This is a genomic window from Ferrimonas senticii DSM 18821 (assembly GCF_000422665.1).
Lineage (GTDB): Bacteria > Pseudomonadota > Gammaproteobacteria > Enterobacterales > Shewanellaceae > Ferrimonas > Ferrimonas senticii.
In genome coordinates this window covers 42,720-66,835 of record NZ_KE383901.1, presented here as the reverse complement: position 1 = coordinate 66,835, position 24,116 = coordinate 42,720, and the positions used below count along the sequence as shown (strand labels likewise).

Sequence of the window (24,116 nt, the reverse complement as noted above, 5' to 3'; positions counted from 1 at the left end):
CCTTAGTATTTAATCACCGCGGCGCCCCAGACAAAGCCGGCGCCGAAGGCTTCAAGCATTAAGTTGTGGCCACGTTGAATGCGACCGTCGCGAACCGCCATATCCAGTGCGATTGGCACTGAGGCAGAAGAGGTGTTGCCGTGTTGATCCAGGGTCACCACCACTTGATCCATGCTCATCCCCAATTTCTTGGCGGTGGCTTGCAGGATGCGGAAGTTGGCGTTGTGTGGCACCAACCAATCCAGTTCGCTTTTTTCCATGCCGTTGTGCTCAAGCGCTTGCTCGCACACTTGGGCTAGGCGGGTAACCGCGTGCTTAAATACCGCGTTACCTTCCATAAACATGTAATCTTCCGCCCCAGAAACCGTTGGTTCCTTAGAGCGAGTTGGGCGACCCGCACGCAGCAAGGCGCCATGACGACCGTCACCATGAATGTGAGTCGATAAAATGCCCGGCTCTTCGGATGCGCCCACCACGACCGCACCCGCACCGTCACCAAACAGGATGATGGTAGAGCGATCTTCTGGGTCACACACTTCCGACAGAATATCGGCACCAATCACCAGCGCCTTTTTGGCGCTGCCGGTACGGATAAATTTATCGGCAATGTCCAGCGCGTAGATAAAGCCGGAACACGCCGCCGCCACATCCATCGCCGGGCAACCATTAGTGATCCCCAGTGCCGCTTGCACTTCACAAGCCGACGATGGAAACGCGTTTGGCGCGCTGCAGGTACCAGAGACAATCAGATCAATCTCATTGACATCGATGCCAGCCGCTTCGATCGCCCGCTTAGCCGCTTCCACACTCATGGTGGTGACGTTTTCATTTGCCGCAGCGATACGACGCTCGCGGATGCCGGTACGCTCTAGGATCCAGTCATCACTGGTATCCACCATCTTTTCCAGATCGGCATTGCTGCGCACCTGTGCCGGCAGGAAGCTGCCAGTACCAAGAATTTTTGTATACATAGAAAGAGTTACGACTTTTCCAGTAGCACCGACTCAAGTCGGTCTTTGATCTGTCGCGGAACCTGTTGTTGCACCTGTTTCATCGCCTGTTCAATGGCGTGAAAAAACGCGGTGCTATCAACGTTTCCGTGACTCTTGACAACAATACCGCGCAATCCTAACAAACTGGCGCCATTGTACTGGTCGGGGTTCATGTGTTGATTCAGTCGTTTAAGCCGTTTTTTCAGCAAATAACCGAAAATTTTTGCCAGCCAGTTGCCAGCGATCGCGTCCTGCACTTGTTGCAGCAGTAATTTGGCGACACCCTCAGAGGTTTTCAAGGCAACGTTACCGACAAAGCCATCGCAGACGATGACATCGACTTTACCGCTGAACAGGCTGTCACCCTCGACAAAACCAACATAGTTCACTTGCGGGCAATCTTGCAGCAATTGTGCTGCCTGCTGCACCTGATCGTTACCTTTGATCTGCTCTGAGCCTACGTTCAGCAACGCCACTTTCGGTTCGTTGCCGCCGCCGACTTCGTGCGCCAGCACCGAGCCCATCACCGCGAATTGGAATAAGGTATCGGAATCACAGACCACGTTGGCGCCCAAATCCAGCATGTATACCGGCTTGCCATTAACGCTTGGCAACGGGGCGACTAAGGCGGGACGGTCAACCCCAGGCAACATCCGCAGCACCACTTTGGCCATCGCCATCAAGGCGCCGGTATTTCCAGCACTGACGCAGGCATCAGCTTTACCCTCTTTGACCAAATCGAGGGCAATTCGCATCGAACTTTGACGGCGGGTACGCAATGCCACCGTTGGCCTTTCAGCCATCGGTACCACCTGTTCAGCATGGACAATGTGCAGACGTGATGATTCTGCGCTGTGGTGACGTGCGAGCACATCGCGGATAGCAACGTGATCGCCCACAAGAATAAGATTTAGGTGGGGATAATGCGACAATGCCTGCAAGGCTGCAGGCACTGTGACATGGGGGCCGTTGTCGCCCCCCATGGCATCTAACGCAAGGGTTAGACTAAACAAGCTCGGAAGCAACCCTTACAGGTTGATTACCTTCTTGCCACGGTAGAAACCGTCTGCAGTCACGTGGTGACGCAGGTGCTTCTCACCAGAGGTCGCATCAACAGACAGTTGTGCGCTGGTCAGTGCATCGTGGGAACGACGCATGCCGCGACGGGAACGGGTTACTTTGCTTTTCTGTACGGCCATGGCCCCAATCTCCTAGTTTTGATTTCGCTTAAGAGTTTCTAACACCGCGAACGGGTTCTTCGCACGCTCATAAGCAGGTTCAGGTTCAGCTATTTGACCCACACTCAAATCGCGTGATGCCATGTTGCACTCTTCGGTATCGTGCGACGGCACGATTGGGAAAGAGAGTAACACTTCATCTTCAATCAGTTTGTGGAGCTGTACTTCACCATTTTCGTCGAGTTCGACTGGCTCATAAGCGTCCGGGAGCTCATCTATCTGTGAATCGTCAGTCACAGGGCTGTATGCGAATTCAACTGCGACAGGTACATTTACCGGTTCCATACAGCGTTGACACGTCAGAGTGAGCTCCGTCACAGCCTTCCCCGAAAGGTAGACTATCCCCTGAGCATCGACACCGCATTCAACGGAAACGTCAATGTCCTTGCAGTCGCCAGCGCTAGCGCCGTTGACACGTTTTAACACCTTGCTAGGAAGAATACCTTCATAGCGCAAGCGGCGTTGCGCGCACCGAGACGGATTTAGCGTAACTGGAATTCGTACTTTTTGCATAGGCCGCGCATCTTATCGGGAGTGCCAACATGAGTCAAAATAAATTTAGCCTCAGGATGGCCCCGATCCTACCGGAAGATGGCGTCCTTGATGCAGCGAGTAAAATCACTTCACAAGCGCGAGGTTTTTACGGCTTTGTGTTGGTGCTGTCAACGCCCTTTGGTACCCTTTGCTGCCTTAATCAACAGCTGATAGCCGATCTGGCCGCTAGCGTGTGGTTAACCCCCACAATTCAGGGTCGCGTAATCGAGATAACAGGCTGACCAACAACCGCCAATTGCGACGGTGCAGTCATAATGTAAAGCGACACTGATCATCATTTAATTAGGTATGAAACAAATTCCCATGCAACAGACCCTGATCCTCGGTTCAACCTCCCCTTTTCGCCGCGAAATTTTAACCAAACTGGGATTACCATTTGAATGCGACAAGCCCGAAGTTGACGAGGCCCCGCAACCCGGCGAAAGCGCTGAACAATTAGTTGGTCGACTGGCGCAGTTAAAAGCCGCCGCAGTGGCGGCTCGTCATCGCAATGCGTTAGTTATCGGTTCGGATCAGGTGGCGGTGGTGGATGGCCAAATTTTGGGTAAACCGCATACCGTTGAAAACGCCATTGCCCAGTTAACTGCCGCCTCTGGCAAAACCGTTACCTTTTATACCGGCCTGTGTTTGCTTAATAGCGACAGCGGTGAAGCGCAAACCGTGGTCGAGCCGTTCCATGTTCACTTCAAGGCACTGACCGCGGCACAAATTGCCGGTTACGTCCGCGCCGAGCAACCGCTGAACTGTGCCGGCAGTTTTAAAAGTGAAGGGTTAGGCATCATGCTGTTTGACCGTTTAGAAGGTCGCGATCCCAATACTCTGATCGGCTTGCCATTAATTACCTTGGGTGAGATGTTGGCCAATCAAGGCATCGACGTGCTGGCAAGCCAAGCTTAAACGCTCAAACCGCCCTCCTGCCGTGATGCCTCAATATTCTAACTAGAACAACAAGGAGGATGTTTTGGCATCACGGTTTGGCTCTTTTGCCGAGTTCTACCCTTACTATCTCAGTGAACATCGCGATCGCCGCTGCCGCGCTTTGCACTATGTTGGCTCACTGGGGGTACTGGTACTGCTAGCCTATCTAGTCATCAACCAGTTGTGGCCATGGCTGTGGACCGCACTGTTGGTGGGGTATGGCTGCGCTTGGATTGGTCACTTCGGCTTTGAGCACAATAAGCCTGCAACCTTTAAACATCCGCTGTACAGCTTCCTTGGCGACTGGGTCATGCTTAAGGATTGGCTAACCGGCCAACTGCCACAAAAACTGGCCGCCGCCCTAGTCAAATACCCCTAAACGACAAAAGCCTGCATCGCTGACAACGATACTGGCTTTTTGCTAACTGTTTTTACTAAGCAGCACTTTTCGCTTTAGGTTTGGCCGCTGCACGGGCTTTGACCACTGGCTTTTTGCCCTTGAGTAGATTCATCAAATCATCTTTATGCTTGGCCAGATACATCGCGAGTTCTTCCTGTTTGGCTTCCTCGAGCAGTTCTGACGCAGCCAAAAACGGCACCAACTCATCGGCTAAATCCAACATTTTATCGTAGGCATCGGCTTGCTGCTTGCTGGAAAAAGTCATCACTTCCTCACCGTTACGTTCGACAACGTACTTGACGATTACCGCCATGATTGTGCCCTTCTTGTTGTTGTAATTTCATCCAAGCTAAAGCTTAACAGCAGACACTGGATAAAAAAACAGTATTTGATAAAAAAGCCGAAAATCTGAGCCAATTGCACACCCCTTAAACAGCTGAGTGTGATCACCGCATAAACTTAGCGACAATCTGCGATAAAGCGTATTATGGGTTAAGCATTTGTACAGCTAGCTTGTACGTTGCAATGGCACACTATCGCGCCCCATTGAATCACCAAGCCGAGTGAATACGCCTTATGCACATTCTGGTTATCGAGGACGATGCCCTATTAAGCCATCACCTGAAAACTCAGTTGAGCGACTACGGTCACCAAGTCGTGACTGCCGCCAGCTCCAGCGAGGGTGAATTTCAAGCCAATAACTATCCTCTTGACGTGGCGCTCGTCGACATCGGCCTGCCTGACGGCAATGGCATCGAACTGATCCGCCGTCTTCGTGAACAGGGAAAAACCTTCCCAGTCATCGTGTTGACCGCTCGTGGCAGCTGGCAAGAGAAAGTCGAGGGACTGAACGCCGGTGCCGACGACTATCTGGTTAAACCAATTCGTATCGAAGAGTTAATTGCCCGCACCCAAGCGGTCGTGCGGCGCAGTGATGGCTTTGTCAAACCCCAAATCAACTGCGGCGAATTGACGCTGGATCTGGCCGGTCGCCGGGTTACTGTTGCTGGCAATCTGCTCGAACTTACGGCTTTTGAATACAAAGTATTGGAATACCTGATCCGCCATCATCAGCAAGTGGTATCCAAGCAGCGTTTGCTGGACGTTCTGTATGAAGATCGTGAAGGCGATCCAAACACCATTGAAGTGATGATTTCACGGATCCGCAAGAAGCTCACCAGCAACGGCATGGTTAACCCGGTATCAACCATCCGCGGCCAAGGTTATCGTTTTAACGACGAATGTCGCTAAATCGCAACCCAATCTCGGGTCTTCGTTACCCAACCATCTATCGCCGCGTACTGTCCGTGGCGATGGTGATTTTTGCCATCTTCGCCATCTACCTGTATTCCCTTCAGCGCAACGAGAATCACGCGAAGGCCTACACCTATGCCGCCACCGAGGCGATATCCAAGTTGGGCTTTCTTGATCGTGAGTTTCGTGAGGGCGAATACCGCTTGCCGATGGATGGCTGGCAGCAAAGCAAGCAATATCTCGAAAGCAAATTGCTCTACAACATCTGTGATAGCCAAGGCAGGGTGTTATATCGTTCCGAGCGGATGCAAGAGGCGGGCTTAAATAGCATCTGCGATACCCCCAAGCAGCGCCCTAGCATTGGCTACCGCGACGCCATCCAACTGAACGACGGTAACAGCTACTTTTTGGTTCCGGTACCGCTGGAAACCCCCGAGCAGGTGATTACCATCGCGATACTGCAACCGGCGGATCAATTGTTGCTTGAACTGTCTGAGCGTAACCGCGATGGGATCATCAAGGTCACCTTGCTGCTGATAGTCGTGCTGGGCTTACTGGTACTGGCTTCGCGCTGGGGGGTTAGCCCGCTGTTCGCTTTGCATGGTCAGTTGTCGCAAATTCTGTCTGGTGATCGACAGCGACTGCAACCAATCTCGGAGCAAGAACTGCAAGGATTGGTCATGGTTATCAACGATCTGCTCGAGCAAAGCGAACAGCGCCGTGAGCGTTATCAGCATGCGATGAACGATCTGGCGCACAGTTTAAAGACCCGTATTGCTGCGGTAAACGCGCTGCTAGACGATCAACAGAATCCGCAACAGCGGCAACTGCTAGACCAGCAACTGCTGCAGATGGATCAACTGGTGCAATACCAACTTCGCAAAGCGAGCCTTGGCCGCCAAGGGTTAACGGTAGAGCAAGCGGATCTGCCCGACGTCGCCGACCAACTGCGACAGATGCTCAGTAAGGTGTATCGCGAAAAAGCACTGCATTGTCAGATCGTCAGCGACGACAATGGCCAAATCCCCTGTAACCCCTCTGATCTGATGGAACTGCTTGGCAATACCATGGACAACGCCTACCGCTTTGCCCGCAGTCAAGTTCGAGTATCGCTGTTTAAACGTAACCACTTTAATCAAATCGTTATCGAAGACGATGGCCAAGGCTTTGGCGCCGACGACTTAGGGCGACTGCTACGTCGCGGCGAGCGCGCCGATGAACGCAGCGATGGTCAAGGAATTGGGTTAGCCGTATGTCAAGAAATTGCCGACAGTTATGGTGGTGAAGTGCTGTTAGGCCGTAGCAGCCTTGGTGGCGCCAAAGTCAGCATTACCCTTGCCAACCAAACCACACTGCCATAATCCTGACGCCCAAGGTTAAAAAATCGTTGCAACTTCAGTTTTGATTGTCTTAGTCTTTTTTTAAACCGGACAATCAAAGCGGAGTGGCAAGATGGCATCGCTACCTAATTTTGATCAACTGCTGGCACTGGCACAAAACCACCCGCAACAGTTCGAGCAGTTGCGGCAGCAACTAATCAGCGACACCATCGCTAATGCCAATCCGTCCCACCAAGCCCGGTTGCAGGCACTGCAACACAACCTCGACACTCGCCTCGACCGCTGCAGTAATCCGACGCAACGGATGCTGGTTGCCAGCCAGATGATGCACGACAAGGTGTTGCACCTACGTGATCTGCTCAACCAACAACAGTCGCACCAAGATGCCGACGTGGTATCGCTGCTCAAACCACAGCAACGAACGCCTTAACTCGCTTGGGTTTGACTAACCTGATCGCCCCCTTGCTGACAAGCCAATCCCACCGGCTATCTCATCGCACTTTTTGAAGACCAGCAATCATTGAGCTAGCGCGACTAGCAACTAGCAACTTGCGACTTGCGACTTGCGACTTGCGAATAGTAACCGACAGTCATCAAAGCGACACCGATCTGTAATCGCAACTACATGGCACGCTAACCACACAGAAACCCAGTGGCAACAAATTGATCACAAACCCTTATTAGCTTTTGCGGCATCCATTTTCGCCTGTAACCCAAATCCGATAGCCGGAGCTAATAATGAAATCAAACCGACGCCTTAAACTTAGCGCTCTCTCCTCTGCCCTGTTGCTGGCCGCCTGCGGTGGCGACATCAACGTCGATACCGGCGCCGATCAGCCAGACGCTGGTAACCCAACAATACCGAATGTGGACTCCCCCACCGAACAGAAGTACGGCGGCTTTGCCACACGCTCCAGCAACATTGCCAGCATTGGCGGCAAAGAGGTCTGGACGCTCTCTGGCAATTTAACCATCGACATCACTCTTGGCGCTGATGTCGTGTGGGAGTTGGACGGCGCGGTGGTCATCGGCGGCGACAATCAAGATAGCACCATGCTAACCATCGAGGCTGGCACCACCGTTGTCGGCAATAGCGGCGCTTATCTGGTGATCAGCCGCGGCTCACAAATCAATGCCGAGGGCACCGAAGTTAACCCAATTGTATTTACCTCGGTCGAGTCTGGCCTTGGCCTAACCACCGAACGCGGTCAATGGGGCGGCCTAGTGCTGTTGGGGAATGCCCCAGTAAACACCTGCGCCGATTTGGCCGATTGCGATGTCAGCTTTGAAGTGGGCAACCACCTCTATGGCGGCAACGACACTGAAGATAGCTCTGGCACCCTAAAATACGTTCGGGTCGAATTTGGCGGCTTTAAGATCAACGACACCCAAGAACTTAACGGTGTCTCCTTCGCTGGCGTCGGCGCGGGCACCGTGGTTGAGCATCTGCAAGTACACAAAAACGACGACGATGGTATCGAGTTTTGGGGCGGTAATGTTTCGGTTCGTAACGTAGTACTGACCGATAACTTCGATGACTCACTGGACTGGACTAATGGCTGGCAAGGCAGTGCTCAGCACGTCTATATCCGCACCGAAGACAACACCGCCAACCGCGGCATTGAAGCCGACAACTCCAAAAGCGATCCACTGGGCACACCAATGTCACAGCCAACCCTATCAAACATCACCCTGCAACTGGGCGGCGGCAGCAACGCCGGCGGTGATGACGCCGAAGGGGTGCTATTCCGGGTCGCCACCGGCGCCAAGGTGTATAACACCCTCATCAAAGGCGGCTTAGAAACCGGTGAATGTTTAGAGATCAACGGCAGTGATACCGTAGCCAACGCAGAGGGCGGCGAACTGCTGATGACCCACTCGCTGATCGACTGTGTCGAGCCGTTTAAAGATCCAAAAGAAAATGACGTCAGCCTCTTTGATGTCGAAGGCTGGTTTACCAGCGAAACCAGCAACATCGTCGCGGCGGCGGATCTTTCCGGCTATCAGCCCAATAGCAGTTCCCCGGCTCTGAGCGGTGGTAAAACCGATCTGGCCAATACCGATGCCCGCCTTGAAGATGCCGCCTATATCGGTGCATTTGATGGCAGCAGCGACTGGACCGAAAACTGGACCACCGCCATCCATGACGCCGTGTCTGCCCCTGTAACCCTTGCGCCGCTGAATACCTGCCCGGCCGGAACCGTTAACGACAGCGCCGACGCCGCCTTGATTGCAGGCGTCGACTTGGCCTGTACCCTCAGTGGCAATATCACCGACAACATTACCCTACTGGCGGGCAGCAACGTCGTCTATAAACTCGATGGCGCGGTAGTTATCGGTGGCGATAACCAAAATAGTACGACCTTAGGGATCGAGGCCGGTGCCACCATCTACGGCAATGATGGCGGTTACTTGGTGATCAGTCGTGGCTCGCAGATCCACGCCAACGGCAACAGCGAGCTGCCAATCACCTTTACCTCGTTCCAAGATGTTGCCGGCCTAGCTACCGATCGCGGCCAATGGGGCGGCTTAGTGCTGCTGGGCAACGGCTTGGTCAATACCTGTGCCGACACCAATAACTGCGATGTCAGCTTTGAAGTGGGTAACCACCTCTACGGCGGCAACGACAACAGCGACTCTAGCGGCCGCTTAAGCTATGTGGTGGTCAAACACGGTGGCTTTAAGATCAACGACACCCAAGAGATGAATGGCATCAGTTTTGGTGGCGTCGGCTCTGGCACCATGGTGGATCACATTCAAGTGCACCAAAACAACGACGATGGCGTCGAATTCTGGGGCGGTGCGGTCAACATCAAGCACGTTTATCTGACCGATAACTTCGATGATTCACTCGACTGGACCAACGGTTGGACCGGCAAAGGGCAGTACATCTACATCACCCAAGAGGATGGCTTAGCCAACCGTGGCATCGAGGGCGACAGCTCCAAGAGCGATCCACTGGGCAACCCAACCTCCAAGCCGACGCTATCCAACGTCACCATCCTGCCTGCTGCTGGCAGCAACAGCGCCGGTGACGACGCCGAAGGGATCATCCTGCGGGTGGCTACCTCTGCCACCATCGCTAACCTGATTGTCAAAGGCAAAGTGGGCAGCGGCGAATGCTTAGAGTTTGATGGCAGCGACACCATCGGCAACGCCACCAGCGGCGACTTAACCATCACTCATTCGATCATCGACTGCAGCGAAGCGTTTAAGAACGACAGCGACGTTGCCGACTTCGACCTAGAAACCTGGTTCCTCGCCCAAACCGGCAACCAAGCGGCCACCGTGGCGCTCACCGATGGCATGCCAACCGCCAGCTCTATCGCTTTGGGCAATGGCAGCGACTTAAGCAGCGACAGCTTCTTTGACGCGACCAATTACATCGGTGCCTTTGATGGCGACAACGACTGGACTGCTGGCTGGAGCTTCGTCCCAGCCCCATAACAGGTCTTTGGGGCAGCGATTAAAGCTGCCCCGATTTTTCGTCCGCATAGCCGTCCAAGGCTGCCGTTTCCGATGGACTAGGAACAACCAAACAATGAACACCTCATCCCCTACCTCTCTTAAGCCACGCTTTAGCAGCAATAAAGTGGGGCTGGCCATTGCTAACGCACTGTCACTGCTGGCGCTGACTCCGGCTGCTATCGCTGAAGAAACCAATGACACCCAAGTCGACAGCCACAACGTTGAAGTGATCTCAGTGGTTGGCCGCTTACAACGGGTCGCCTCGGAAGTGATTGAAGAGCGCCGTGAGCTGCCCTATGTTGCCGATCTGATGGGCGCCGAACAAATTGGCCGCACTGGCGATTCCGATGCCGCGGCGGCGCTGCGCCGGGTAACCGGTTTGACCCTACGCGATGGCAAATTCATCTACGTTCGCGGTCTTGGTGAGCGCTACTCCAGCACCTCGCTCAATGGCGCCATGGTGCCCTCGCCAGATCCAACCCGCAGCGTCTTGCCGCTGGATATGTTTCCCGCCGCCATCATCGAATCACTGAGCGTGCAAAAAGGCGCCTCGCCTTCAGCCCCCGCGGCCTTCGGTGGTGGTCATGTCGACATTCGCACCAAAAGCATCCCCGATGAGTTCTTTATCAAGGCCAGCATCGGCGCCCAATACAGCAGCAATCACAGCGATGACCGCCTAACCTACGCCGGAGCCGATGACTTTTGGGGCAAAGACGATGGCTTACGGGCCGAACCTGCGGTGATCAGCCAAGCCTACGACAGCTACGGTGGCATCAGCCAAACCGACATCTTTCGCGCTATTGGCGATATCGACCAAGCGATCGCCATCAACCAAAGCTTGGCGCTGGCGATGAATCGCAATATGACGGTTGAGCACAAAGACGCCGATCCCGGTTATCGCGGTAGCATCAGTATCGGCAACCAGTTTGATCTGAACGACGACTGGCGCTGGGGCTTTGTCACTGGCGGTTACTACAAAAACCAAGTGGATAATTACCAAAAACAAGAGGTTGAGCTGGCCAGCAGCGACGGCGATATCGCCACCAGTTCAGTCGTTGAAGGCAGCGATTCAATCGTGCAGTGGTCGCTGATGGCCAACATGGGACTGGAGTTTACCGATGACCACAAAATCGAGACCTTCACTACTTACCTGCATGACAGCTCCGATGATGTGTCGGTGTCAATCAACGAAACCATCGACACCATCGACGAAGACAGCGCCTTGCAGCAGTACGACATCGACTATGAAGAGCGCACCCTAGTCAGCAACCAGATCCGCGGCGAGCACTTCTTTGCTGCTCTGTGGGATATCCAAGCCAACTGGTTCTACACCGACGCCCGCGCCGAGCGTGATGCCCCAAATGAACTGGCCTATCGCTACTCCATCGCCCAAGATAGCAATGGCCAGATCACCAGTCGTGCGCTGCAAGGCCGGGCCGACTCGGCGGTGTATCGCTACAGTCTGCTCAAAGACGATACCGAAAACTATGGCTATCAACTGGCGCTGCCGCTGACGCTTGGCGATGCCGAAATCACCGTCAAAGGCGGCTATAACTATTTTGAGCGCCACCGCGATGCGCAATCGACCCGTCTGGCCTTTGATAGTTCCGGTTTTAACAGCGACATTCTGCAAGGTGAGTTTGCCGAGATCTTCAGCGACGCCAATATCCAAAACAGCACCAACGGCTTTAAGCTGTTGGACACCACCTCAGAAACCGACGACTACCTAGCGGCGCAGATGATCGACGCCGGCTTTGTCGAGTTTGATCTGAACTGGGCCGATAACCTCCGCGTCAGCGGCGGCGTCCGTTATGAAGACTTTAAACAAGCGGTGCTGCCACTGACCGCCGATGGCGATATCTCCGACGAAGGTGGCCTTAACCAAATCAGTGACTATCTGACCGCCGAAGACGGTTGGTTCCCGTCAATTTCGGCCACTTGGGTACAAAACGACGAGATGCAGTGGCGGTTAGCCCTATCAAAAACCGTGGTTCGCCCCGATCTGCGAGAGGTCGCGCCGGTGCGCTTCCAAGATCCCGATTCGGGCTTTGATATGATCGGCAACGCCGCCCTGGAGAGTTCAGACATCATCAATGTCGATGCCCGCTGGGAGTGGTATATGGAAAGCGGCAGCAACCTCTCGGTCGCCGCCTTTTATAAAGACTTAGAAGCGCCAATCGAATCGGTACAGGTGGTCACCGAACAGGACACCCTGCTGACCTTTCAAAACGCCGACAGCGGCAAGTTATACGGCATCGAAACCGAATTTCACCAAGAGCTGGGATTTATCGATCCGCAGTCGGACTGGCTCGATGGCCTATTCTTCGCCGGCAATCTGACCTTAAGCGATTCGGAAATCGAAATCTCCCCAGCGGGCAATATCAACCCCACCAACCTCAAGCGGCGGATGACCGGTCACTCCGAATGGGTGGCCAACATGCAGTTGAGTTTTGATTCGCCTGACCAACTGCACTCCGCCACCTTGGTGTACAACATCTTCGGTGACCGCATCGCCTACGCCGGTACCGCGGGCTTGGATGACGTCTACGAACAGCCGTTTAATTCGCTGGACTTCAGCTACGCCTACTACCCACTGGAATCACTGGCGCTGAAATTTAAGGTCAAGAATCTATTGGATGAAAAGAGCGAATACCAACAAGAGGGGCAACGGGTGTTTTACAAGCAAAACGGCAGCGAATACACCCTCACCTTTTCATTTAACTTCTAACCACAACAACAACGCCAACCGCAATGGTTGGCGTTGTTGACCGATATCTGCTGTTCTCCCACTTGAGCAGGGGCTTGGGGTTGTCGCGATTAGCGTTTTCCTTGTTTACGCTAACAGTAACAGCCAGCAGTCTAAGGATTCACCCCTGCTCAAGTGGCTTTTCTAACGTTGCCAGCAACGGCGTAACCGAGGCTTTGGACTTCAATGTTGATAAGCTGGTTCGCGGCTGCCAGGTCAGGTAACCGTTGAAGGGCAACGGTTCGATCTTGTCCAACATCTGACTGTCGCCAATGCCAGCGATAAACAATTCAACGTTCAAGGTCTGCAGCACATTGAGCATGGTGCTGATCACCTGCGCTTGAGTGGCGTTGTCGATCCCTTGAATTACGCTGCCGTCTAGGGCCACAAAATCGGGCTTGAGCCAGCCAAGGTAGTCGATGCCAACTAGATGTAAACCAAAATCACGCACACCAAAGCGGTAACCATAATTTTTCAGCTCTAAGCGAAGCTGTTGCACTTGTTTGGGGTAGTTCAGCACCAACGATTCACTGATCTCAAACCGCAGCGGCAGTGTTCGCTGCTGCAGTAGGTCGGTAAGCCATGGCAAATACTCGCTGCTCTGCAGGCAGTAATTGGGCACATTGACCGAGATTGGGGTAAAGCACGGTTCTAACGCGGTCAGCGCCCGCAGTTTCGCCTGCTGATAGCGCAGTCCCAGATGCAACATGGTTAGATAGGGCTGCAGCTCAGCCTCTGGGCGCAGCGTCCCATCCACCAATAACTCGGTTTGCAGTTGGTACTGAATGCGATCACCGGCGCGATCGACAATACCCTGACCAAAGAAACGAAACTCATTTTGAGTCAGTGCTTTATCTAGCACTCCATACCACTGTTGCCGGCACAGTGCCGGCTCTGAATGGGAGCCAAACCAACACAGTGGTTGGTCACCAGAAAACGATCGCAACAAGGCACTGTCAGCTTCCGCCAATAGTTGTTCAGCGCTGTTTTGATCAGTCTTGCGGGCAACCCCAATGCCGTAAGGGTGCAACTGGTGAACATCGCCATCTTCCACCAACGACTGACAGCAGCGGAGCAACCAGTCCAGTGCAGGTTGCAACTCATTGCCGCTTAGCAGCACCACAAAATCCTCGGCACTGAGGCGCGCGACGATGGCACCGTGGTGGTGGTGATCGATTTCACGCAGCGCCGCAGCAAATTGGGAAACCAGCTGATCTCGATATTGAAACCCAAATTGCTGCCGAATATTTTCCAAAAACTTTAGGCTGATAAGCGCCAGCGCCCCCTCACTGGTTTGTTTTAACCAGCTGCTCAGGCGGTCGTTGACGAAGGCACGATTTGGCAGTTCCGACACCGAGTCAGTTAATAGCGCTTGCTTTAGGTTGTCCAATTGCCGCTGATGACCGTTCAGTTCCCAACGCAATTTATTGGTTAAGGTGTTAACCGCGGTGGCGATCCGTCCCAGTTCTGGCCCACCAGCCACCGACAATGGCGGATTAAATTTCAGATGGCCTAACGATTCCAACTGTTCAGTAATCGCCGCAACCGGCCGCAATTGCCGCCGCATGATGGTCGACAAACACAGCGATACGACTACCAATGCTATCGCTAACATCAACACTTGGGTTAGCCAGCTTTGCAGCCACCGTTGGCTGTAGGCCAGCTCGTTGCTGGTTAATGTAAGCTGTGCCGAACCTTCACCGACGTTAACCCGCAACTGCTGCTCGATAGGCGCAAATAATCCCAGCGTTTGCAGCCACTTCGGGACTGATTGGGGGGTCGAAAAGTCACGCAACTGGCTTTGCCCGGCATAGCGACCTTGGATCCGCCGCAAGCTGTTATTCGGCGACGGCATCAGCGTGCTGAATTGCAGATACCCCTGCTGACGCAGTTCACTTTGCCACCATTGGCGATCGTATTGCAGATCACGCTGTTGCTGGCTTTGCAGTTGCCACCGCAGCAGCGCACCAGCGGTAAGTGCCAGCACCAGCAGTATCGCTAGGTTGGCCACCAATAACCGCAGAAACATTCGACGATATAGGGTCATGCTCTGAACTCCATCTCAGCCCCGAGGATGCAGATTGCAAATCGCTGCATCAAATCAAACATAAGCTCCTAAAAAATAGACGCTTGCAGGCGATATTGGGGGAGTGACAATGTAAATGGTCAACGATTACATTTTTGCTCCAGATACAAAAAGACCCAGCAATGACGCTGGGTCTATCAAACCGAATTATCACTAGCAGGACGCTGCTAGGGCGAAGCCGATCAGTGCAGCTCCATACCCCACTGCTTTTCGACCACCTCTTTTAGGAACTGCTGCTTGTCGGCTCGGTCTTTTTCAATGTCCAGACCAACCGCTTTTTGCGCCGCGGCTTTAGTCGACAGATCTGGCAATGCCACCGGCTGCGCCACCGCATACTTGGTCAACACGTTAGCCAGTGCCACTTGCGCTTGTAAGCCCATCGCCTTGGCATCGGCCAGCAGTCGCAGCGCTTCTGATGGGTTATGAACGTGAATGCCGTGAGAGGCAATCGCGAAGTCCCAACGCCACTGAGCTTTACGGATCAGCTGCAGCGCTGGCGCCATTTCATCGGCATTAGCACCGGCGTCCCACGCGGCTTTAGCCTCAAAGTGAGCACGGACAATCACCGCTTCTGCTGCCAATTTAGCGTCATTAACCGCATGCTTGTTGGACTCGATCAGCTGTGCCATCTCCTCTTTGCTGTCGTGACAATCGGCACAGACCGAATCAAAGGCAGCAAACGCGTTACCAACGTTATGATCGGAGTACTCTTGACCGGCAGCATTGGTTTTCTTTGGCATATGGCAGGTAATGCAAGTCACCCCCATGTCGGCATGCATCGAGGTCGACCAAGTTTCAAACTCCGGATGCTGAGCCTTTAGCATCGGCGCCTTAGAGATCTGGTGAGTCCAATCGCTGTAGCCGATGCTGTCGTAGAACTTCTCTGCGCCTTCACCAGTAAAGCCGTGTTCCCAGGGGAAACGCACGTTTTGGCTGTCTTGTTTGTCAAAGAAATATTCGACGTGACACTGACCACAGGTTTGTGCGGCCTGCATCTCGGCATCTTGCTCTGCAAATGGTAAGCCGACTTTTTCCATCGCCCGCTCCGCGTATGGACGCGTCATCACTTGGTCGGCAGAGCCGGCGGCATGACAATCAGCACAACCGATGTTGTTGCTCATCTCTGCGCCCCACTTGGCCCACGCTTCTTTGTTAAAGTTGCTCTCGCCCACTTGTTGGTACATGCGCGGCACATCAGGAGATTTACAAGACCAACAGGCGGCCGGTTGTGGACCGTCGCTATCGCTTTTCGGCGCACCAGTACGCAGGATCTGGGTGACGTCAGTCAGGGCGTAATAGTGGCCTCGCGCCTTGTTGTATTCCTTAGCAAAAGAGTAACCGGCCCAGAGCACCGCCAGATTCGGATCTTCAGCAATCACATCCACAATCTCTGATTTCTCAGAGGTTGTTTTCCAAGATTGGTATTGAGTTGGGAACTGTTGCTGCCAAGATTCGTTATCGGCTTGAATCGCCGCAGTTGCAGTGGCGCTCGCCAGAGCCATGCTGAGCATGATTTTATTTAAAGTTTTCATCGTCATCCTTCTTGGACGTCAGCGGCGACGTCGCAATTTCGGCGACAGATTAAAAGTGGCCTACCTCGCAATATATACCCACTAGTGAATACAGCATGACAATTGCCACCAAGATCACTGGTAACAGTTAAAGTTGCCAATAAAATCCACCTTTGATCTCACTTTAGCGAGCGTAACCAAGTGGCCAAGCCATTGAAGCGGGTGTGATTTACCAGGTGTGCTGAACAAGCAACCGACCGAACCTCGATTAGCACCGAGCTGCTCGACAATGCCAACAGCGGTGCTGGTATTGCTTGGAGACAGCCACTACAGTAGCCGCTGAATTCCTATTTTTGCCATCGAGTCTGCCATGTCCAACTGGAGCCTATATCTGATTGAAACCGCCAATGGCCAGTTGTATGCGGGGATTAGCACCGATGTCAGCCGCCGCTTTGGCGAGCACCAAGCCAATGGCGCCAAAACCGCCCGCAGTTTGCGCGGCAAAGGGCCGCTCACCCTAAAGTTTCAGCAGCCGATCGGCGACCATGGCATGGCGCTGCGTTTAGAGCGCAAGGTAAAGCAGCTGCCACGTGCAAAAAAGCTCAGTTTGATTGCACAGCAGTGGTCGCTGCTGGATCTGGTCGATAGTTAAGTTGGCTGCCATCGGGACGACTTTTTAAGATTTTCAAAAACCACATATATTGGCTCGGGTACGCAGCAATTAGCTGCTCCAGTTGCTGATTCAGCAGGTGCGCCTCTTGTGGCTTGGAAAGTTGCTCCAATTGCAGTGGCGCCTGCAACTGCATATCTAACAACCCAGTTTGATGACAAAAGCCGCAACTTAACGGCAATACCAACGCACCACTGCTGCGCGCAATCCGTCCCAATACCGGCAAGGTGGCTTTTTGGGTAGCAAAGAACGAGGCAAATTGACTGTGGTTGGCGCCGTGATCTTGATCCGGCAGATAAAACAAGCTGTGGCCTTGGCGCAGCGCCGCAATCACCGCCCGAATGCCACCATCACGATGAAACAGGTGACCGCCGAAACGCAGCCGCTGGCGACAACTCAACCAGTTAAACACCGGATTTCGATGATGTTTAACAAAACCGACCATCGGCAATCCGGTCATCGCTAAAGCCGCCGCGGCGTATTCCAAGGCAAACATGTGGGGCAATAAAAACACCACCGGTCGGCCCTGCTTTCGCGCCTGCTGAAGGTGTTCTAATCCCTGCAGCCGCATGCGACTTTGCAACCGCTGCCGAGACTGAAACGTTAAGGTGCCGATACTCAGAGCGGTTAGGGTGAAGGTAAATCGCAGTCGCTCAATCTGTTGTTGCTGCTCGGCAATGGTTTGCTTTGGGAAACACAATTGCAGATTGCGCCGGGCAATGCGTTCCGGCTTACGACAAAACGGTCGGATCAGCGGTTGCAGAGCCCGCGCCAGCGCCACTCGCACCGCCAGCGGCAACCATGCCAACAGCGCCAGCAGCGCCACCAGCAACCATGCCGGCCAATATTGTGGTAACAGTAACTTTGCAGAAAAGCGAACCTGATAACGGTTCGCTGGCGTCGGTAGGACCGCAGTTGCAGATGTCATGGTTGCCCTCGTTATGGTTGTTATGCGAGCGGCAACAACTATAACAATCGAGCAACAACTTGAATATGGGCAATAACCTACGCTTGGCGACGGTAGGGATCGGCTTCGCCTTCAGGGCGTGACTTAAGGATTTTAAGGATCCACATGTATTGGGCCGGATCGCGACTCAACATCTGCTCTAGTTCCCGATTCATGATACGGGCATCGGTGGCACGATCACCGCTGGGTAGATCGGTAACCGGCGGATAGATGTAGCCTTCAAATAGGCCGGTTTGCGGATCATAGCCGGCACTGATCGGCACCACCACAGCGCCGGTGGCATCGACCATCCGTCCCAGTCCCGGCAAGGTCGCTTTGTGCGTGGCGAAAAATGGCACATATTCGCTTTTGGCCATGCCATGATCTTGATCGGGCAAATAGTAGGCTAAGTAACCTTCATTTAACCGATCCAGCACCGCTTTAATGCCGTGTTGGCGGGTATACAATTTACCGGGGAAACGGTTACGACCAAGTAGCATCGCCCAGTCCATCAGCGGGTTAGGATCCGGCTTCATCATGGTGGTCCAGCGATAACCGCGCGACGCCAACAACACCCCCGGAAACTCCATCGCCCAGCAATGCGGAGCCATCAACACCACCGGTTTACCGGCTTCGATCAACGGCAGCAGGTGTTGTTCACCATGCAACCTGACTTTTTTCTCAAGGTAGCTTTTGCTTCGCGCCGACAGCACACCGTAAGCCAGCATCACCTGCGCCGCTCGAGCAAACATGGTGTCCAACACCTGATCAACCTGTTGCTGTGACCATTCAGGAAAGCACAGTTTCAGATTGATCTCCGCTTTGCGACGACTGGCACTGCCTTTGCGACCAGTCAAACGTGATAGCAAAGTAGCCAGCCGATCGCGCAATTGATATGGCACAAACGCCAGCAACCACAGTAGTCCAATGACCAACCAGTGCCCCGCGTTACGCGGATGCAAAAACGACCATTGAAACTTTGGATTATGAGAATCAGCCAGAGGATTAGACATACGCGCTTGTAACACCACCGCTCGACGATGCGGCAACAAAAAGAGAAAGGCCGATAATTCTAGTTCGAGTCGGCAAAAAGGCAACGTCTGACAATCAGTTCTGCCAGCGGACGATCATTTTTCAACAGTCGTTGGCAGTCGCGGTCATGCACGTATAGGATGGCGGCATCGTTAAGCGCCGCACTTATTATCTGAATTCAGGGAACCGCCTTTTGCCTAGCTCAAATCAACAACGCCCCGCCATCGGCGTTGGCATCATTATCGAACGCAATGATGGCATGATCTTGCTTGGCAAACGTCGCGGCGGCCATGCGCCTTATTGGTCGATTCCTGGCGGGCATCTGGAGCTTGGGGAAAGTTTTGAGGAGGCGGCCGCGCGCGAACTGTTGGAAGAGACTGGATTGCAACTGGGCGAGCTAACCGTTGTGGCGCTGACCAATAACTTGCAAACCTATCGCCACGAGGGCTACCACTCGATATCGGTAACCCTGCATGGTCGCTACAATCAGCAGCCGATAGTGAATCGCGAACCGCACAAATGCGAAGGCTGGCACTGGTTTTCACCAGCGCAATTACCAGAGCCGCACTTTGATGCCAGTCGCCAATCGATCCACTGTTGGCTGCAACAACGGTTGTACCTACCGTCGCTATAGCCGCGCTGAGAAGAAACGATCGCAGGCATCGTGACCACTGTTGCCCCACCGGTTTGGTTGTTCAACAAAGCCCAGACTGCGATACAACTGCTGCGCTTGGGTCATCGGCCCGTAGGTTTCCAAGTAGCAGTGGCGAAACCCTTGCTGGCGCGCAAACTGCAGCAGTCTGGTTAACAGCGAACGTCCCGCTCCGAGCCCGCGCGCCGAAGAGGACAGATACATCTTTTGCAATTCGCAAACGTGGCTTAAATGACAATCAAAAGGGGCAACACCGGCACCGCCGAGTACTTCGTTACCCTGCACCACCACCAAGTAGCGACAGTTATCAGCCGCGTAAACCTGACTTAAACGATCGAGTTCGGGATCTTGCCAGGCAAACCCCGGCTGATTGGCACCAAATTCAGTAAGCACGGTACGGATGATCTGCGCAACCTGCGGATCGTCAGCGGTTTCGATTGGTCGCAATTCAAAGCTCATCCCTGCCCCTTTAGGTTATCAATTATCTTTGCTAAGCCTCTGATTATAGAACAGCTTAATTGAATTTTCGGCAATCTCCTACGGCCGTAATTCAGTCACTTATCGAAGCCTGTGACGGGCAACAACAAGCCGCTGTTCTACACTGACAAAAATGGCTCAAGGATGAATATTGGCTTTGGATACCCACGCCCCCATTGTCGCTATTGGCGGCGGTCATGGACTCAGTAAACTGTTGCAGGCACTGCAACTTTGTCAGTTGCCGTTTGGTGCGATTGTTGCCACCACCGATAACGGCGGTTCCACCGGCCGCTTGCGTGACGACAACGGCGGCATTGCCTGGGGCGATCTGCGCTATTGTCTAAGCGCCCTAACCGCCCCTGAGGCGCTCGGCAAATTGCTGCTGGATTATCGTTTTGAACAAGCAGGAGCGCTGCAAGGACACAACCTTGGCAACCTGATTTTACTGGCGCTGGATCAGCTCTGCATTCATCCCAGCGACGCCATGAAGCTACTGTCAGCGATGTTGGAGGTGTCGGCGCCGCTGTGGCCGATGTCGGATCACGCCACCCAACTGGCGGCTCGTTTTGCCGATAACGCCGTAATCGTCGGCGAAACCCAAATCGACCAACAACCACAACTGCCGCAACAGCTGCTGCTGCAACCGGCGGTACCTGCCGCCCCAGCAGCACTAGCGCTATTGCGACAAGCCAAAGCCGTGTTAATCGGCCCCGGCAGTATGCTGACCAGTCTGTGCCCGCCGCTGCTGCTTGATGAGGTCGCAGAGATCGTAGCCAGCAAACCTATCGGCTTAATCACCAACCTGCGCGCAGAACAAAGTCCGGTGACGCAAACCGAAGCGGCGGCTCAGATCACCCTGCTCCAGCAACTGACCGGCATTACTATCAGCGCCAGCTTAAGCCACGGTTGGCCGCAACAAGATCACCAACAATACCTGTATCGACCGCTCAGCGACGATGGTATTGAGCATCAGCCACAACTGCTCGCGGCGGCGCTGCAACACCTACTACAAAAACTGTAACGCTGGCATTGTCATTGCTTATCCAGGTTACTAAGTATCGATTTGCATTTTGCAGCGGTGGCAGCAATGACCCTAAACCAACGGGTGTATCTGGTATTGGATGGTCGCCATTTTGGTGGGATTGAAGCGCACGTCTGCGCCCTCTGTCGCAAACTCAGTGAGCACCATATCGCCGCCACCATTACTCTGTGGCATCGCTACACCGATGGCAACTTGCCCGAGCGGCTCGCGGCGCTGCAGTTACCAGTACACTACCTAAGCGGCAGCAACCTAAGCAAATTGCAACAGTTACGAACGCTGGCGCGGCAAGGAGTGTTACACAGCCACGGCTATAAGGCAGGACTGCTTTGCCGAATCGCGACGCTATCACTGGGACGGCGTTCGGTGCATACCCTCCACAGCGGCGATTGCGGCGATGGCGCGGTGAAATACTATCTTAACGCCGATCTAAACAGTTGCGGGCTCAGTCATACCATGGCGGTATCGGACGCCATTGCCGCCCGAGTTAACCGACCTCTGCCGGTGATCCGTAACTTTTTAACGCCGCCGCCGCTGCCCCAAAGAAAGTCCAGTTCAACCTTGCGGATCGGTTTTATCGGTCGCTACTGTCACGATAAAGGCTATGACCGTTTTATTCGCTTAGCGCTGCAGGATCCGCAGCACCACTGGGTCAGTTTTGGCCAAGGTGAACTAGCGGAAACTAATCAGGGAGCGGTAGAGGATCGGGGCTTTTGTCGCGACGTGAATGACGCTCTGGCGCAACTGGATCTGCTGGTGATCCCGTCACGCTGCGAAGGTTTACCATTGGTTGCGTTGGAAGCGCTGGCGGCGCAGGTTGCAGTGATCGCCTTTGCCGTAGGCGATCTGCCCAAACTGATTGATAGCCAAGTCGGCGCCCTCGTTAAAGCCAATGACATGACCGCCATCGGCGATGCTATCACCGAATTTGCCCGCTTAACGCCAACCCAGCGGCAGCAACTAGGACAACAAGGCCGAGCACGAGTACAGCAGCACTGGCACGGCGATGACACCGTGCTGCAATGTCTCATCTATTATCGTGCTGCAGGGATGATGCACTAGGGCGTGTTGACTTTTGGTGTTCAGAATTTGGTCGAGGATAGCGACTGTCAATCGAGGATTGCGATTGAAGGCATAGTGGCTCTACGTCGAAATCGTATGACGAAGAGTGACAGCTGCTAGTCCGACCCAGCAAGGCGCCCCTAAGTGATCTCTGAACCGCAAAATTAACCGACCAAGAGCAATTTGCTGTCAAAAACAACCAATAATGGGCGCAAAAAATATACAGCAAAGGTCAACACGCCCTAGTTACGATGGCTCTTTTTGCCACACCTGCATTTTGCGATAGATGGTCGACGGGCTCACTTCAAGCAGGCTGGCCGCTTGGGTAATATTACCATCACACTGCTCAATCGCCCGCTCGATCGCCTGCCGCTCAATCTCCGCCAAACTGCCTTGTGCAACCTCCAGCGACTCCTGATTGGTCGCCACTGGCGGCACTGCCTCCAGCGCGGGTGGCGGTGATTGCTGCCATTGAAACTGACTGGGCGTGGTATCAGTCGACGGTTGATGCAGCTGCGCCAATGGCTGAGGCAACTGCTCCGCCGCGACTTTGCCGCCGGGATGGATCACCGCAATCTGGCGCATCAAATTTTGCAGCTGGCGCACGTTACCAGGCCAACCAAACTTGGTTAGGCACACTTCCGCTTGCCGAGAAAAGCCGACAAAACGTTTGCCCTCATCCTGACCATATTGTTGCAGAAATTTGCGCGCCAGCAACAACACATCATCGCCACGCTGGCGCAGCGGCGGCAGTGAGATCGGCAGCACATGCAGACGGTAATAAAGATCTTCTCGAAACCGACCGGCTTCCACCTCTTTCCACGGATCGCGATTGGAGGCACAAACGATCCGCACATCAACCGCAATCAATTGATCACTGCCTACCGGTTGAATTTTACCCGACTGCAAAAAGCGCAGCAGCTTGGCTTGCAGATCCAACTCCATCTCGCAGATCTCATCCAAAAACAGGGTACCGCCATCGGCCGCCAGCACCGCCCCGATCCGATCCTTTTGTGCCCCAGTAAAGGCGCCTTTGCGATGCCCGAATAGCTCACTTTCCACCAGCTCACGCGGGATCGCCGCACAATTTAACGGCACAAACGCATGTTGTGCCCGGCCACTAGCCTGGTGCAGCGCCTCGGCACAGACCTCTTTACCGGTGCCGCTTTCCCCCAACACAAACACCGTCGCCGAACTGGGGCCGGCGCGCTCAATCAGTTGATAGACCGCCTGCATGGCGGTGCTGGCGCCGATAAAACCGAGATATTGACTACGACGCCGCTGATGCTGAAATTGGTCAACCAATTGATTAAGGGCATAAAACTTCAAGGCGTTATTGACGGATACCTGCAGTCGCTGGGCTTCCACCGGTTTTGCCACAAAGTCGTAGGCACCGAGCTGCATCGCTTCCACCGCCAGTTCCACTGAGCCGTGACCGGTGATCACAATCACCGGTAAAGTGCAGCCACTGTGGTGCAACATCTTCAACACCTCCATGCCCCCCTGATCCGGCAGATGCAGATCCAATAACAGCAGTGATGGCAGCTGTTTGGTTAGGGAAGCTTGCGCTTTGGCGACGGTATCGACATGTTCGATATGCAGCGGCAGTTGCCGTAGATAGGCTTGGTAAACTCGAGCCAATGATTGGCTGTCTTCAACCAGCAGTACCCGTTGGATCGGCGTTGTCATCCGTTACTCCAGCCAACAATTGGATACCAATAAGTGTAGGA

The 24,116-nt window shown here is 53.9% G+C and carries 22 protein-coding genes; 11 read left to right on the top strand and 11 right to left on the bottom strand.

Annotated features, from left to right (window positions below; all coding sequences use genetic code 11):
- Nucleotides 1-2 precede the first annotated feature (2 nt).
- The 4 genes from G506_RS0117940 to yceD are packed head-to-tail and all read right to left on the bottom strand — an operon-like array spanning nt 3 to nt 2,743.
- Nucleotides 3-971 carry a beta-ketoacyl-ACP synthase III gene (locus G506_RS0117940; protein ID WP_028118071.1) on the bottom strand — a complete coding sequence of 323 codons (969 nt, stop codon included), beginning with the start codon at nt 969-971 and terminating at the stop codon, nt 3-5.
- Nucleotides 972-979: 8 nt separating this feature from the next.
- On the bottom strand, nt 980-2,005 hold the full coding sequence (plsX, locus tag G506_RS0117935; RefSeq protein WP_028118070.1) for a phosphate acyltransferase PlsX: 1,026 nt from the start codon (nt 2,003-2,005) through the stop codon (nt 980-982).
- Between the two features lie 15 nt (nt 2,006-2,020).
- Nucleotides 2,021-2,191, bottom strand: coding sequence for a 50S ribosomal protein L32 (rpmF, locus tag G506_RS0117930; protein ID WP_028118069.1), 171 nt, complete (start codon nt 2,189-2,191; stop codon nt 2,021-2,023).
- Nucleotides 2,192-2,203: 12 nt separating this feature from the next.
- Entirely contained in the window at nt 2,204-2,743 is a 540-nt protein-coding gene (gene yceD, locus G506_RS0117925; protein ID WP_028118068.1) for a 23S rRNA accumulation protein YceD, read from the bottom strand.
- Nucleotides 2,744-3,088: 345 nt separating this feature from the next.
- Here yceD and G506_RS0117915 point away from each other — a divergent pair, with 345 nt between their 5' ends.
- The gene (locus G506_RS0117915) at nt 3,089-3,682 is read left to right on the top strand and encodes a Maf family protein (protein ID WP_028118066.1); all 594 of its coding nucleotides are present in this window, start codon (nt 3,089-3,091) and stop codon (nt 3,680-3,682) included.
- Nucleotides 3,683-3,746: 64 nt separating this feature from the next.
- Complete coding sequence (locus tag G506_RS0117910; protein ID WP_028118065.1) at nt 3,747-4,082, top strand: Mpo1-like protein; 336 nt, start codon at nt 3,747-3,749, stop codon at nt 4,080-4,082.
- Between the two features lie 55 nt (nt 4,083-4,137).
- Here the strand turns inward: G506_RS0117910 and G506_RS0117905 are convergent, their stop codons facing one another.
- On the bottom strand, nt 4,138-4,416 hold the full coding sequence (locus G506_RS0117905) for a YebG family protein (protein ID WP_028118064.1): 279 nt from the start codon (nt 4,414-4,416) through the stop codon (nt 4,138-4,140).
- Nucleotides 4,417-4,679: 263 nt separating this feature from the next.
- On the opposite strand from G506_RS0117905, the gene G506_RS0117900 reads away from it, so the two are divergent.
- The 5 genes from G506_RS0117900 to G506_RS0117880 all read left to right on the top strand — a co-directional run bounded on the left by G506_RS0117900 (nt 4,680) and on the right by G506_RS0117880 (nt 12,893).
- Complete coding sequence (locus tag G506_RS0117900) at nt 4,680-5,354, top strand: response regulator transcription factor (RefSeq protein ID WP_028118063.1); 675 nt, start codon at nt 4,680-4,682, stop codon at nt 5,352-5,354.
- Complete coding sequence (locus G506_RS20180; RefSeq protein ID WP_051202254.1) at nt 5,345-6,718, top strand: sensor histidine kinase; 1,374 nt, start codon at nt 5,345-5,347, stop codon at nt 6,716-6,718. The genes G506_RS0117900 and G506_RS20180 overlap by 10 nt, the downstream gene beginning before the upstream one ends.
- Nucleotides 6,719-6,809: 91 nt before the next feature.
- On the top strand, nt 6,810-7,127 hold the full coding sequence (locus tag G506_RS20585; protein ID WP_051202253.1) for a DUF3135 domain-containing protein: 318 nt from the start codon (nt 6,810-6,812) through the stop codon (nt 7,125-7,127).
- Nucleotides 7,128-7,435: 308 nt separating this feature from the next.
- Nucleotides 7,436-10,144, top strand: coding sequence for a hypothetical protein (locus G506_RS0117885; RefSeq protein WP_028118062.1), 2,709 nt, complete (start codon nt 7,436-7,438; stop codon nt 10,142-10,144).
- Between the two features lie 94 nt (nt 10,145-10,238).
- On the top strand, nt 10,239-12,893 hold the full coding sequence (locus G506_RS0117880; protein WP_028118061.1) for a TonB-dependent receptor domain-containing protein: 2,655 nt from the start codon (nt 10,239-10,241) through the stop codon (nt 12,891-12,893).
- A gap of 139 nt (nt 12,894-13,032) precedes the next feature.
- Here G506_RS0117880 and G506_RS0117875 read toward each other — a convergent pair whose 3' ends face one another.
- Both G506_RS0117875 and nrfA read right to left on the bottom strand, forming a co-directional pair.
- On the bottom strand, nt 13,033-14,958 hold the full coding sequence (locus G506_RS0117875) for an EAL domain-containing protein (protein ID WP_084631593.1): 1,926 nt from the start codon (nt 14,956-14,958) through the stop codon (nt 13,033-13,035).
- 221 nt (nt 14,959-15,179) lie between these two features.
- Entirely contained in the window at nt 15,180-16,529 is a 1,350-nt protein-coding gene (gene nrfA / locus G506_RS0117870; RefSeq protein WP_028118059.1) for an ammonia-forming cytochrome c nitrite reductase, read from the bottom strand.
- Nucleotides 16,530-16,878: 349 nt separating this feature from the next.
- On the opposite strand from nrfA, the gene G506_RS0117865 reads away from it, so the two are divergent.
- Nucleotides 16,879-17,160 carry a GIY-YIG nuclease family protein gene (locus tag G506_RS0117865; protein ID WP_028118058.1) on the top strand — a complete coding sequence of 94 codons (282 nt, stop codon included), beginning with the start codon at nt 16,879-16,881 and terminating at the stop codon, nt 17,158-17,160.
- On the opposite strand, the gene lpxM (G506_RS20170) is transcribed toward G506_RS0117865, so the two are convergent.
- On the bottom strand, nt 17,111-18,106 hold the full coding sequence (lpxM, locus tag G506_RS20170) for a lauroyl-Kdo(2)-lipid IV(A) myristoyltransferase (RefSeq protein ID WP_051202252.1): 996 nt from the start codon (nt 18,104-18,106) through the stop codon (nt 17,111-17,113). The two genes, G506_RS0117865 and lpxM (G506_RS20170), sit on opposite strands and share 50 nt — an antisense overlap.
- A 77-nt stretch (nt 18,107-18,183) precedes the next feature.
- Complete coding sequence (lpxM, locus tag G506_RS0117855) at nt 18,184-19,137, bottom strand: lauroyl-Kdo(2)-lipid IV(A) myristoyltransferase (protein ID WP_028118057.1); 954 nt, start codon at nt 19,135-19,137, stop codon at nt 18,184-18,186.
- A 212-nt stretch (nt 19,138-19,349) separates the two neighbouring features.
- Between lpxM (G506_RS0117855) and G506_RS0117850 the strand changes: the two genes are divergently transcribed.
- Nucleotides 19,350-19,790 carry a nucleotide triphosphate diphosphatase NUDT15 gene (locus tag G506_RS0117850; RefSeq protein WP_035387506.1) on the top strand — a complete coding sequence of 147 codons (441 nt, stop codon included), beginning with the start codon at nt 19,350-19,352 and terminating at the stop codon, nt 19,788-19,790.
- On the opposite strand, the gene G506_RS0117845 is transcribed toward G506_RS0117850, so the two are convergent.
- Nucleotides 19,785-20,267, bottom strand: a complete 483-nt coding sequence (locus tag G506_RS0117845; RefSeq protein WP_028118055.1) for a GNAT family N-acetyltransferase — start codon at nt 20,265-20,267, stop codon at nt 19,785-19,787. The genes G506_RS0117850 and G506_RS0117845 overlap by 6 nt on opposite strands.
- A gap of 169 nt (nt 20,268-20,436) precedes the next feature.
- Here G506_RS0117845 and yvcK point away from each other — a divergent pair, with 169 nt between their 5' ends.
- Both yvcK and G506_RS0117835 read left to right on the top strand, forming a co-directional pair.
- Nucleotides 20,437-21,306, top strand: coding sequence for a uridine diphosphate-N-acetylglucosamine-binding protein YvcK (gene yvcK / locus G506_RS20165; protein ID WP_051202251.1), 870 nt, complete (start codon nt 20,437-20,439; stop codon nt 21,304-21,306).
- 66 nt (nt 21,307-21,372) lie between these two features.
- Entirely contained in the window at nt 21,373-22,386 is a 1,014-nt protein-coding gene (locus G506_RS0117835) for a glycosyltransferase (protein ID WP_028118054.1), read from the top strand.
- Between the two features lie 246 nt (nt 22,387-22,632).
- Here the strand turns inward: G506_RS0117835 and G506_RS0117830 are convergent, their stop codons facing one another.
- Nucleotides 22,633-24,075, bottom strand: coding sequence for a sigma-54-dependent transcriptional regulator (locus G506_RS0117830; RefSeq protein WP_028118053.1), 1,443 nt, complete (start codon nt 24,073-24,075; stop codon nt 22,633-22,635).
- Nucleotides 24,076-24,116 lie beyond the last annotated feature (41 nt).